The sequence below is a fragment of the Mixta calida genome, from assembly GCF_002953215.1.
Taxonomy (GTDB): domain Bacteria; phylum Pseudomonadota; class Gammaproteobacteria; order Enterobacterales; family Enterobacteriaceae; genus Mixta; species Mixta calida.
The window spans coordinates 3,897,630-3,909,651 of record NZ_CP026378.1 but is presented as its reverse complement, the minus strand read 5'-3'; the positions used below and the strand labels follow the sequence as shown (position 1 = coordinate 3,909,651).

The window sequence follows — 12,022 nt, the reverse complement described above, 5'->3', positions numbered from 1 at the left end:
GAAAAAGGCACGTCGTTCGGAAGAACAGACGTGCCTTGAATGAATTAATGCTCTGGCTTAGTTTTCGCTTTCATCGGTGTAACGTTTTGCTTTGTAAACCGGGCGCATCAGGTTCGGCACGGAGAAGATATCATCCAGCTCCGCTTCGGTAAGCAGGCCGCGCTCCAGCACCACCTCCCGCACGCTCTTACCGGTCTCCGCGCAGATTTTGCCGACGATATCGCCGTTATGGTGCCCGATGTAAGGATTAAGATAGGTCACGATGCCGATAGAGTTAAAGACGTAGGCTTCGCACACCGCTTTATTGGCGGTAATGCCGTTGACGCATTTTTCCAGCAGGTTATAGCAGGCGTTGGTCAGAATCTGGATCGATTCGAACATCGCCTGGCCGATAACCGGCTCCATCACGTTCAGTTGCAGCTGGCCCGCTTCGGAAGCCATCGTGACGGTGGTGTCATTGCCGATCACTTTAAAGCAGACCTGATTGACCACTTCCGGCACCACTGGGTTGACCTTAGCGGGCATAATCGAGGAGCCTGCCTGCAGTTCCGGCAGGTTGATTTCGTTCAGACCGGCGCGCGGGCCGGAGGAGAGCAGGCGCAGGTCGTTGCAGATCTTCGACAGCTTCACCGCCAGACGCTTCAGCGCGGAGTGCACCATCACATAGGCGCCGCAGTCGGAGGTCGCTTCGATCAGATCTTCCGCTGGCGTCACCGGCAGGTTGCTGACTTCTGCCAGCTTCTGCACCGCCAGTTGCTGATAGCCGTCCGGCGTATTCAGCCGCGTGCCGATCGCCGTCGCGCCCAGGTTCACCTCCAGCAGCAGCTCGGCGGTGCGGGTAATGTTTTTAATCTCTTCGCTCAGCAGCACATTAAAGGCGTGGAACTCCTGGCCGAGCGTCATCGGCACCGCGTCCTGCAACTGGGTGCGGCCCATTTTCAGGATAGTGCCGAACTCCACCGCTTTACGCTCGAAGCCGTCGCCCAGCTGTGCGATGGCATCCAGCAGCTTCAGGATCGAGGCGTAGACCGCGATGCGGAAGCCGGTGGGATAAGCATCGTTGGTGGACTGGCATTTATTGACATGATCGTTGGGGTTCAGGTACTGATATTCCCCTTTCTGATGCCCCATCAGCTCAAGGCCGATATTGGCCAGCACTTCGTTGGTGTTCATATTCACCGAGGTGCCTGCGCCGCCCTGATAGACGTCAACCGGAAACTGATCCATGCATCGGCCGTTGTTCAGCACCTCGTCGCACGCCTGAATAATGGCGTTGGCGACGTTGCGCGGGATCGTTTGCAGCTCTTTGTTGGCTAACGCTGCCGCTTTCTTCACCATTACCATGCCGCGCACAAACTCAGGAATATCGCTGATCTTGTGGCTGCTGATACAGAAATTTTCAATCGCACGCAGAGTATGAACGCCGTAATAAGCATCCGCCGGAACTTCGCGCATGCCTAACAGGTCTTCTTCGATACGAATGTTATTTACCATGGGAACCTTCTTGTTAGAGCTACCGGTGACATCGTTACAGCTGATGTGTTTATAGTGTCGTATAAAGCCAGTGCCGAAATGTTGACTACCGTCAGTCCGGCTGCCCGATCATAGGCTGAAGCGGTGGAAATTTCTGACCAAAGATCGCAATTCGGACAGATAACGGCGCATTACTCGCTCCATGATGTGATCATAATCCCAAAAGGATCGAAAAGGGGGAAAATCCGCCGCGATGGTTGAAAAATAGCGCGCGGGCACCCATCTCTGTAACTTATCCGCGCCGCCGGGCGTTACGCGGCGTAAAACGCGCCGCGAGCCAGGACGCGTTCGGGTAGCATCCCGTACAGCATACCGCCGCTGCGCAGCAGGCGCGGCGGCCCGACTAAAGGAGAATACGGTGCGCTGGTTACCGTTATTAATACTGTTTTTACTCGCCTGGATTGAGATCACGCTGTTTATTCAGGTGGCGCACGTGCTGGGCGTGCTGTTGACGATGGTGCTGGTGATTTTCACCTCCTGCATCGGCGTGTCGCTGGTGAAAAACCAGGGCGTGAAGAACTTTATGCTGATGCAGCAGAAGCTGGCGCAGGGCGAAAGCCCGGCGGCGGAGATGATCAAAAGCGTGTCGCTGATTATCGCCGGCTTCCTGCTGCTGTTGCCGGGCTTCTTTACCGACCTGCTTGGCCTGCTGCTGCTGTTGCCGCCAGTGCAGAAGCACCTGACGCTGAAGCTGATGCCGCACCTGCGCGTCTGGCGCGGTCCCGGCGCCGGGCCAGACAGCGGCTACACCATGGAAGGCGAGTACGAGCGTAAAGAAAACGATCGTCTCGGCCATGACGACGATCGCCACGATCGTTAATCTTTTCTACCTAAGGGTGAGGGCCTGGCGCCGTCACCCTTTTTTCTTCAATCTGTTAAGCGAATCGGCGCCATCGATCCCGGACAAAAAAATTTTTTTATTTTTGCCCCTTGAAAGCGCTTGCCGCTGTCCCTATCTCTTGAGCCACGAGGCCGGAAGCCGCATAAGCCCGGCATTCATCCCAAAATGACTGATTGGACTTCTCAAAGGAGAGCTATCAAATGAAAATTCGTCCATTGCACGATCGCGTTATCGTCAAGCGTAAAGAAGTTGAATCCAAATCTGCTGGCGGCATCGTTCTGACCGGCTCCGCAGCAGGTAAATCTACGCGCGGTGAAGTGTTGGCTGTGGGCAATGGTCGCATCCTGGAAAACGGCAGCGTGAAGCCGCTGGATGTGAAAGTGGGCGACGTTGTGATTTTCAGCGAAGGTTACGGCGCTAAAACCGAGAAGATCGACAACGAAGAAGTTCTGATTATCTCTGAAAGCGACATTCTGGCAATCGTTGAAGCCTGATTACGCGAAATCCATCGAACATACGAATTTAAGGGAAATTTCAAATGGCAGCTAAAGACGTAAAATTCGGTAATGACGCTCGCGTAAAAATGCTGCGCGGCGTGAACATCCTGGCAGACGCAGTTAAAGTTACCCTGGGCCCGAAAGGTCGTAACGTGGTTCTGGATAAATCTTTCGGTGCGCCGACCATCACTAAAGATGGCGTCTCCGTTGCACGTGAAATCGAACTGGATGACAAGTTCGAAAACATGGGTGCGCAGATGGTGAAAGAAGTGGCCTCTAAAGCGAACGACGCAGCAGGCGACGGCACCACCACCGCGACCGTACTGGCGCAGTCTATCGTCAACGAAGGCCTGAAAGCCGTTGCCGCCGGTATGAACCCGATGGATCTGAAACGCGGTATCGATAAAGCAGTGATCGCCGCCGTTGAAGAGCTGAAAAACCTGTCCGTACCGTGCTCTGACTCTAAAGCTATCGCTCAGGTCGGCACCATCTCCGCGAACTCCGACGAATCTGTTGGCACCCTGATCGCTCAGGCGATGGAGAAAGTGGGCAAAGAAGGCGTTATCACCGTTGAAGAAGGCACTGGCCTGCAGGACGAACTGGACGTAGTTGAAGGTATGCAGTTCGACCGCGGCTACCTCTCCCCTTACTTCATCAACAAGCCGGAAACCGGCGCAGTAGAGCTGGACAGCCCGTTCATCCTGCTGGTTGATAAAAAAGTCTCCAACATCCGCGAGCTGCTGCCGGTTCTGGAAGCCGTCGCGAAAGCGAGCAAGCCGCTGCTGATCGTCGCTGAAGACGTGGAAGGCGAAGCGCTGGCGACCCTGGTGGTCAACACCATGCGCGGCATCGTGAAAGTGGCTGCGGTGAAAGCGCCGGGCTTCGGCGACCGTCGTAAAGCCATGCTGCAGGATATCGCTATCCTGACCGGCGGTACCGTGATCTCTGAAGAGATCGGTATGGAACTGGAAAAAGCCACCCTGGAAGATCTGGGTCAGGCAAAACGCGTTGTCATCAACAAAGACACCACCACCATCATCGATGGCGTGGGCGAAGAAAACGCTATCCAGGGCCGCGTTGCTCAGATCCGTCAGCAGATCGAAGAAGCGACTTCCGACTACGACAAAGAAAAACTGCAGGAGCGCGTGGCTAAACTGGCAGGCGGCGTAGCCGTTCTGAAAGTGGGCGCGGCGACTGAAGTTGAAATGAAAGAGAAAAAAGCGCGCGTTGAAGACGCCCTGCACGCAACCCGTGCTGCGGTGGAAGAAGGCGTGGTTGCCGGCGGCGGCGTGGCGCTGGTGCGCGTAGCGGCGAAAATCGCCGAGCTGAAAGGCCAGAACGAAGATCAGAACGTCGGTATTAAAGTTGCGCTGCGCGCAATGGAAGCGCCGCTGCGTCAGATCGTGGCTAACGCCGGTGAAGAGCCGTCCGTTGTCGCTAACATGGTGAAAGCGGGCGACGGTAACTATGGTTACAACGCGGCGACCGAAGAGTACGGCAACATGATCGACTTCGGTATCCTGGACCCGACCAAAGTGACCCGTTCTGCTCTGCAGTACGCTGCGTCCGTTGCCGGCCTGATGATCACCACCGAATGTATGGTGACCGACCTGCCGAAAGACGACAAAGGCGACTTAGGCGCTGCTGGTGGTATGGGCGGCATGGGCGGTATGGGCGGCATGATGTAATCGCCCCCTGACCTGCTAAGTCTGAAAACCCCTCGTCAGAAATGGCGGGGGGTTTTTCTTTTGGCGCTGAAAAAGGTATAAGTAAACGCGCAGGTATAAACTGAACGTTTTGTGGCAAGGGATGTTTAAGAAAACGCAGCCTTTTCTGATACGCTTCTGCCGGATACTGACGATAATAAATGAGGAATAATATGCGGATTAATGTCTTGCTGGGGCTTTCTGCGGCAGCGCTGCTGCTGGCGGGGTGTAGCACCTCTAAAGATCTGAGTGCGGCCGGGCAGCGCGTCACCTTTACCGATCAGCAACCGGCTCAGACGTGTCAGTTACTGGGCGAGATCACCGGCAGCCAAAGCAACTGGCTGAGCGGCGCCGGCGGCGAAAACAGCTCCCTGCGCGGCGCGGCCAACGATCTGCGCAACCGTGCGGCAGAAATGGGCGGCAACGTGATTTACGGCGCCACCAGCCCGACGCAGAATATCTGGTCAAGCTTCGCGCCGCTCGACAGCAAGATGACCGGCCAGGTTTATAAGTGCCCCTGACGCGCAGCGCCCGGAATAGGTCCAATAATCGACGACGTTATTCCGGTGCCTTTTCCTCTGTATCCGCTTTTTCCGTCGCCTGGCTTTTCTCCGCAGGCAAGAATATCGCTTTCACAATGGCGCCTTTCGTGGGCACGACGCCGCGTTCCGTCATTGGCAGCGTCAAACCTTCCGGCATATTGCCGCTATCCAACGTCAGACGGTTAACGCGCCAGGGAACCAGATAACCCACCAGCGCTTCGCCCTTCGCGTTGGTGGTCACGCCAAACTGTTGATAATTGCCGATACCGGGCGAATCGGGCACCACGATCAATGCCATGGTATCGCTCATCTCCTGTCCGAGCGTAATGCCGTTGCTGTGTACCAGCACCGCGCCGTGAACGTCAATACGCCGTTCGCGTGAACCGCCTTCCCGATAAACGCTGACGGTACTCTCGCCAGCGTTATAGTGATAGCCAAGTGAGGCATTATATTGCTCGTCGGCATGGGGATTGTGCGTCGTTGACAGATCGTAACTCAGGCTGTAATCCGATAACGCGAAGCCGCTCAGGCCGATCTCCTGGCTGGGCGGAGAATGGCTGGCAAGATTATGGCTATAGTCCAGACTGGGCGAGCCGAAGCCGGGTATGCTCGGCAGCGCCAGGCTGAGCGTGAGGCCCAGCGTGGTTTCGCTGCGGCTGTCCGGTTGGCGCGAGCGTCCCAGCCACAGGCTGATATCCCAATCTCCGACGTTGGCCTGATAGCTCAGTGACATATCGCGGCGGTGCCCGGACAGGCGTCGCCAGGTTTGCTGCGTGTACTGCAGGCTCAGGCTTTTATCTTCGGCAATATAGTGGTTAAGCCAGTACTGCTGGGTCAGAAGACGGTTTTTGCTGTCATCAAACAGCCAGTCATCGTTGCTGGAAGGTTGGGTGATTTTCTCCTCCAGTGAGCGATAATGTTGGCCCTGAGGATAATAGCGTAACAGGGCGCTAAAGTGAGTTCCGCTGCTGAAAAAGGTTCGGGTGTAACGCAGTCGCCAGACGCTTCCCCGATAATTCTCCGCGTAAGAGGTATAGCGCGCCCAGGTCGCATCGGTGGAAAACGATCCCAGCTCATGAAAGTTTAAGCCTGCGCCAGCTATATAGCTGACATAGCGATCGGCGTACTGCATTCCGCTGTAAAGCGTCAGGGTAGAGGAGACGCCCTGCGCCAGGCTGGCCTGTAAAAAAGCGGGCTTATCCGTATCGCCGTTGTACTGGGGACGATAGCGTCCGGCGACCAGCTCATAGCTGTAATTGTCTTTATGCACCAGTGCGGGCATGGCCGACCAGGGGAGATAGCGGCTTGATTCGCTTCCGTCGCTCTCTTTTACCGTTAACTGTAGGGTGCCGTTGTTGTCCGGCGGATAAAAGTCCCGGATAACGAAGGGGCCAGGCGGCACGTGGAGTCGATATACCGTCATACCGTTCTGACTGATGGTGACTTCCGCATGGCTTCTGGCATAGCCGTTGATCCAGGGCGAGAAAGGTCGCCAGCTATCGGGGAACATCGACTCGTCCGTTACCAGCGTGATGCCGCGGAACGGAAGGGCGTCGAATAAGGTATCCGTTGTATCGCTGTCGCCTGCCAGAAACTGCGATCGCCAGCTATTGATGCTGCGATAGAGGCTGGCTTTACGGCTGTAAACGCCATGTTTGCCTTCCACGTCGCGCCAGAAGGTATTCTGATAGCGCAGGCGCCATGGGCCGTAGTTAATGCCGTTATCCAGTTCGAGGTTAAAGCTATCGCCGGTATCCGCATAGGGGCTATCGCTTTGGTTGTTGGCATAGCTGGCGCGATAGTTGGTAAAAAATGCATTGATGCCTTCATCCCAGCGGCTGGTACTGACGCCGCTTTGTCGTGGATTGATGAGGGCTTTCGGGATAAGAAGGGTCAGGAGCGCCGCAGAGGGTTGATACCAGGATTGGATATGCAACAGTTCGAAGCTGGCCCTGGAAAGGCAGCCATGCGCGGTCCAACCGTTTACAGGCAGTGCCTTTAATTTGACGCCCCATTCTTCCAGCAAATCCTGTTGCAGACAGGGCCAGTCATTATCTGTTTCCAGAGATATCTGCCCTTTATAGTTGTTATTGACTATCACCCAGAGCGGTTGAGCAGCGCTGGCGGAATAGCAGCAAGCAAAGCTTAAGAGTAAAAAGTTCAGTAACCAAAATTTCATCAGGGACAGAAAACGAAGCCATAAAAAACGGAAGCGTTTCGCTTCCGTTTGTTGCAAAGAAAAAGTTATTTTTGCAGCGCAGCCAGGTCAGCGCGCGCCTGGTTCAGCTTCTGCTGAATTTCCTGTAAATCAGCCTTTTTCTCGCTCAGCTTACGCTGATATTTTGCGATTTTGTCTTTTTTACCACGCGCCTGGGCTTCACGCAGGTCAGCCTGAACCTCACGGATATCACTCTGTTTTTCAGCCAGTTTTTTCTCCAGCTTGGTGACTTCTTTTTGTGCTTTGGCCAATACGGTCGCGTCGGTGCAGTGTGCTTTAACTTCTGCCAGCGCATGCTTCAGACTGTTGACCTTCGCCGTGTTGCCGTAATGCTGAGCGATGCTGATTTCTTTTTCCAGTGCGGCACGTTTGGTGGCGCAATCTTCGACTCGCGCATGAGCCATGTTGATCATGCCAGTCATTAATACGGCGGCGAGAACTGTTAACTTTTTCATGGTAACTCCTTGTATAGAAAAATTTTTTAATGCTTGCGGACTTATCCGTAAGTGGCGTCAGGTTAAAGGTCTGGTCCGTTCATAGCAATACGCAGGCTTCCTCACCCTGTTGTAGGATGGGACGACAGGTCTGTAGTCCCGGCGTAAACCAACGCGAGATGGCGGGAAAGCTGCGTCAGCTGTTGAGTAAACTGTTGCAGCTGCCCGGCATCGGGATGCTTTTCCAGCCGCTGACAGGCATCGATCAATTCATCCGCGCCCAGCAGAAGCAGGCCGCCGCGTAACTTATGCAGGACATCTGATAAATCGCGCCCGGTTTGCTGACCCTCGCGGATATCAGCCAGCGCTTCGTCAAACATCTCCAGCTGCAGCTCAAGAAAATAGCGTCGTTTCTGCGACGTATTGAGGCCCGGCGGGAATTTCCATGCTGGTCGACACGCTGCGTCGCTGTTCGGCGGCAGGGCGCTAAGTAATTTTTCCAGCGTTTGCAGGGGCATCGGCTTAAACAAACAGTCGTTCATGCCGGCATTTAAGCAAGCTTCGCGTACCGACTGTTGCTTATTGGCCGTCGCTCCCCAAATAATAAGTTCTGGATAGTCACGTCGGATGGCGCGGGCCAGCGTAAAGCCATCCATTCCCGGCATGTTGCAGTCGGTAATGACCACATCCGGCTGCTGTACGGCCAGCAGAGAGAGCGCCTGTTGACCGTTCGCCGCCCCGATCGCCTCATGACCCAGATAGTGCAGCTGCTGGATCAACACATGGCGGCTGGCGCCGTGATCGTCCACCACCAGAATGCGTCGCGCGGCGGCGGGCGACGCCTGCGGCGCAGGCGACATGGTCGGCATCGGCTGAGGCGACATGCGCGGCAGACGCAGGCGAACCGTCACCTCGGTGCCCATGCCCGGCTGGCTGTCCAGCGTCAGCTCGCCAGCCATCATGATGATCAGCGTGCGACAGATATAAAGACCAAGGCCGCTGCCCTGCTGGATGTGCGAATGCTCTCCCTGCTCGAAGGGCTTAAACAGCCGCGCCTGCGTCTCGGTATCAATGCCCGGTCCGCTGTCCTGAACAATCAGCAGGAGATTTAGCGCGGACGCTTCCTCTTTCTCCAGCAGCGCCTGAAAAACCACACGGCCCTGCGTAGTGAATTTGACCGCATTGCCAAGAATATTGATCAGGATTTGCTTAAACCGCACCGGATCGACCAGCACATCGCCATTGATGTCGGCGTCGATTTCACAGGAAAAACACAGCGATTTTTGCCGCGCCAGACCATCCATCATCGTCACGATCGATTCCAGCAGCGGACGGATCGACGCGCGTTCAGGCCGTAATACCAGCCTTTCCGTCTCGATGCGCGCCACATCGATAATGTCGCCGACCAGCATCAACAAGGATTCGGCTGTGTCATAGGCGATATGTAATGAGTCACGATCGCTGGCGTTAAGCTGTTTACGCCGCAGCAGTAGTTCAAGGATGCCGATAATCGCGCTGAGCGGCGTACGCAGTTCATGGCTGATCGACGCGAGAAACGTGGTTTTTACCCGGCTGGCTTTCTCTGCGGAATGCTTGGCCTGCCGCAGCTGCTTTAAAATTTGCTGATGTTCTCGCATATCCTGCCAGCCGCCGACGTAGCCATAGCCCAGCGCATTGTTTTGCAGCAGGGTTTGCCAGAGGGTTACGCCTTCTTTCAGGGCGCCTTCCTCATACAGCCCGCCGCGCGCCATTAATGCCTGCACCGCGTCGCCACGATGCGCGTTAATATCGATATCCAGCGCCTCGGCAAAGGCGCTGTTCGCGCAGGTAAGAAGGCCGTTGAGATCGGTCATAAACAGCGGGACGGGAATCGCATCCAACAGGTGCTGCTGAATGGGCAGGCGCCGCTGTCGGTAACGCCACAGCAGCACCATCAGCAGCACAAGCAGCGCGCCAGCAGCAGCAATCGCAGACCAGAAAACGGTTTGGTTAGGCGTTGTTTTAAGCGCCTCCTGGCTGCCGGCAGGCAGATTGGTGTTGCTGTGCCATTTTCGCACCGTTAGCTGCAAATCTTCCGGGGCGATATTCAGCAGGGCTTTATCAAGAATCGTGGCCAGCGGATAGTTACTGGCGGAAACCGCCAGCGTAAAACGCGCTGGATCGCTCTCCAGACTTTTAATAATGCGCAATTTGTCAGCATATAAACGCGAGACGTAAAAATTCGCGTTGATCAACGGCAGGATCATGACGTCTGCCTTGCCTTTTGCGACCGCCTCCAGCCCTTCCGGCAACGTATCGGCATAGAGGAGACGCATTTTTTGCAGACTGGGCTCGGCGCTGAAATCGACGTTGTCGCCCTTTAACATCATCACCCGCTGCGTGGCGGGCAGCGAAAGAGAAGGATGGCGTTCCACCATAACCCATGAGTTGAACAGCCAGCTGCGGGTGGTTAACAGATTAGCCTGGCTGGCGCTATCCAGATTCAGGCTGGCCACTATATCGCTGTGGCCGTTCTTAACGGCGGCGACCATCTCCTCAATATTGTCATACGGCTGAATAACAAACCTGAGGCCGGTGCGCAGACCGATCGCCTTTAAAATATCCGCCGTAACGCCATGCAAATTTTTTTTACTGTCATAAATGCTCAGCGGCGCGCTGTCGCGCAGCACGGAAACGCGGATTTCGGGATTATCTTCAATCCATTTCTGCTCAAGCGAGGTGAAGTAAAGATGGCGATCGTGCAGTATCGGCATAAAGCCGCCGTTCCAGCGGCGTATAATATCCTCATTGATATTCGCCGGGATTGCCGCCAGCACCTGATTAATAATCGCAATAAGCTGCTCATTATCAGGACGGGCGGCGAAGGAAAAACCCATCGATTCGTTATGACGCAGCCGCCGGATATTTAAATCGCTCAGGTTAGATTCATTAATTAAATATTGCGTGGCTGTTGCGTCGCCAATAAAAATATCAATTTGGTGAAAGGCGAGCGCCTCCAGCGCATGACGCGCGGAAATAAAGGGTATCAACTGCGTCTGCGGCCAGCGGCGCATAATCGCCTGCGACCCGCTGTAAGCCGGGTCGATCGCCAGGCGCACCGCCTCCTGAGGAACTGGATGGGCGCTAAAGTTCACCACTTCGGCAGGCGTATTCATGGTGTAGGGCTTGCTTAACAGGAAACCGGCATGGTGCGCTTCGTCGCCAGCCCAGGCGATAAGATCGGCTTCGCCGCTTTCTACCGCCTGAAAAGCCGCTTCCCGATCGGCATACTGCTGGATTTCCAGCGTAATATTTAAATTGGCCGCCAGCAGGCCAAGATAATCAGCGGTTATGCCTGTGTAATCGTGACGCCCGGCGTTCATAAAGTAGGGCGGCACGTTCGGCGTCCAGGTTGCGATAGTCAGGTGATGATGTTTACGTAACCAGCGCCATTGCGTGCTGCTTAAGGTCAGATCCGATAATATCGCCTGGCTGTGCGCCAGCAGCTGTAGCGCATGAACCGGCTTTTCCATCGCTGGCGCGCCGGTTGCGGTAAAGACCATTAACCACAGCAGGAGGGCAATACGTAAAAATGGCGTCATGATGGGATGTTTTTAAATTGGTTGAGGAGATCCGTCAATGAATCGGCGCCGCTCTTTTCCAGCAGCCGCGCTTTATAAGTGCTGATGGTTTTATTACTGAGTTGCAGCAGCTCGCCAATTTCTTTATTCGATTTCCCTTCCGCCAGATAACGCAGCACGGTAATTTCCCGATCGGACATCCGCGCTAACAGCTGGGTGCTGTCAATTTCCGTCGTCGAGTGGGCGTTTTCGTCAATAAAGCTGCCGCCGGGGAAGCAGTTGTAGCCATCCAGTAATAGCCGCACCACCGCGCTGATGGCGGTTAACAAATGCTGCTTGCTAAGAAAACCGTCTGCGCCAGCTTTGCGGCTGCGCGAAGCGTAAATTTCCGCTGGCAGCCCGGACAGGATTAATACCCGGATGGTGGGACAGTAATGTTTGATGCGCGCCAGCAAATCAAGGCCATCCAGTTTTAATAAGGCAATATCAAGAATAATTAAGTCCGGCTGATGTTCACGAATAAGCGACATGACTTTTCCGCCATCGGTGGTCGTGGTTACGCTAAGATCGTCCTCCGCTTCCAGCGAGGATTTAAGCGCGAAACAAATAGCAGGATGGTCGTCAACAATAAGAATAGCGGGCATAAACATCCATTATTATTACACCGGGTCGAATGCGAGTTATTTTAATG

The 12,022-nt window shown here is 55.0% G+C and carries 9 protein-coding genes; 4 read left to right on the top strand and 5 right to left on the bottom strand.

Annotation, left to right across the window (positions count from 1 at the left end):
- Window positions 1–57: 57 nt before the first annotated feature.
- Window positions 58–1,494 carry an aspartate ammonia-lyase gene (gene aspA / locus C2E16_RS18675; protein ID WP_084970678.1) on the bottom strand — a complete coding sequence of 479 codons (1,437 nt, stop codon included), beginning with the start codon at window positions 1,492–1,494 and terminating at the stop codon, window positions 58–60.
- A 397-nt stretch (window positions 1,495–1,891) separates the two neighbouring features.
- Between aspA and C2E16_RS18670 the strand changes: the two genes are divergently transcribed.
- The 4 genes from C2E16_RS18670 to C2E16_RS18655 all read left to right on the top strand — a co-directional run bounded on the left by C2E16_RS18670 (window position 1,892) and on the right by C2E16_RS18655 (window position 5,098).
- Window positions 1,892–2,353 carry an FxsA family protein gene (locus tag C2E16_RS18670; RefSeq protein ID WP_038623831.1) on the top strand — a complete coding sequence of 154 codons (462 nt, stop codon included), beginning with the start codon at window positions 1,892–1,894 and terminating at the stop codon, window positions 2,351–2,353.
- Between the two features lie 221 nt (window positions 2,354–2,574).
- On the top strand, window positions 2,575–2,868 hold the full coding sequence (locus C2E16_RS18665) for a co-chaperone GroES (protein ID WP_038623833.1): 294 nt from the start codon (window positions 2,575–2,577) through the stop codon (window positions 2,866–2,868).
- A gap of 44 nt (window positions 2,869–2,912) precedes the next feature.
- Window positions 2,913–4,559: a chaperonin GroEL gene (groL, locus tag C2E16_RS18660; RefSeq protein WP_038623835.1), complete on the top strand. Its 1,647-nt coding sequence runs from the start codon at window positions 2,913–2,915 to the stop codon at window positions 4,557–4,559.
- A 191-nt stretch (window positions 4,560–4,750) separates the two neighbouring features.
- Window positions 4,751–5,098: a DUF4156 domain-containing protein gene (locus C2E16_RS18655; RefSeq protein ID WP_038623837.1), complete on the top strand. Its 348-nt coding sequence runs from the start codon at window positions 4,751–4,753 to the stop codon at window positions 5,096–5,098.
- A gap of 37 nt (window positions 5,099–5,135) precedes the next feature.
- On the opposite strand, the gene C2E16_RS18650 is transcribed toward C2E16_RS18655, so the two are convergent.
- From C2E16_RS18650 to C2E16_RS18635, 4 genes are all read right to left on the bottom strand, one after another.
- Complete coding sequence (locus C2E16_RS18650; RefSeq protein WP_071883734.1) at window positions 5,136–7,298, bottom strand: fimbria/pilus outer membrane usher protein; 2,163 nt, start codon at window positions 7,296–7,298, stop codon at window positions 5,136–5,138.
- Between the two features lie 65 nt (window positions 7,299–7,363).
- Window positions 7,364–7,792, bottom strand: coding sequence for a DUF1090 domain-containing protein (locus tag C2E16_RS18645; RefSeq protein ID WP_038623839.1), 429 nt, complete (start codon window positions 7,790–7,792; stop codon window positions 7,364–7,366).
- A 101-nt stretch (window positions 7,793–7,893) separates the two neighbouring features.
- Entirely contained in the window at window positions 7,894–11,352 is a 3,459-nt protein-coding gene (locus tag C2E16_RS18640) for a response regulator (protein ID WP_104951601.1), read from the bottom strand.
- A complete protein-coding gene (locus C2E16_RS18635) occupies window positions 11,349–11,975 on the bottom strand; it encodes a response regulator transcription factor (protein WP_038623843.1) in 627 nt (208 codons plus the stop codon). Before C2E16_RS18635 ends, C2E16_RS18640 begins: the two co-directional genes overlap by 4 nt.
- Window positions 11,976–12,022 lie beyond the last annotated feature (47 nt).

Coding starts and splice junctions, on each gene's coding strand:
- groL (WP_038623835.1), top strand. CDS start 2,913: ATGGCAGCTAAAGACGTAAAATTCGGTAATGACGCTCGCGTAAAAATG.
- C2E16_RS18635 (WP_038623843.1), bottom strand. CDS start 11,975: ATGCCCGCTATTCTTATTGTTGACGACCATCCTGCTATTTGTTTCGCG.
- C2E16_RS18640 (WP_104951601.1), bottom strand. CDS start 11,352: ATGACGCCATTTTTACGTATTGCCCTCCTGCTGTGGTTAATGGTCTTT.
- C2E16_RS18665 (WP_038623833.1), top strand. CDS start 2,575: ATGAAAATTCGTCCATTGCACGATCGCGTTATCGTCAAGCGTAAAGAA.
- C2E16_RS18655 (WP_038623837.1), top strand. CDS start 4,751: ATGCGGATTAATGTCTTGCTGGGGCTTTCTGCGGCAGCGCTGCTGCTG.
- aspA (WP_084970678.1), bottom strand. CDS start 1,494: ATGGTAAATAACATTCGTATCGAAGAAGACCTGTTAGGCATGCGCGAA.
- C2E16_RS18650 (WP_071883734.1), bottom strand. CDS start 7,298: ATGAAATTTTGGTTACTGAACTTTTTACTCTTAAGCTTTGCTTGCTGC.
- C2E16_RS18645 (WP_038623839.1), bottom strand. CDS start 7,792: ATGAAAAAGTTAACAGTTCTCGCCGCCGTATTAATGACTGGCATGATC.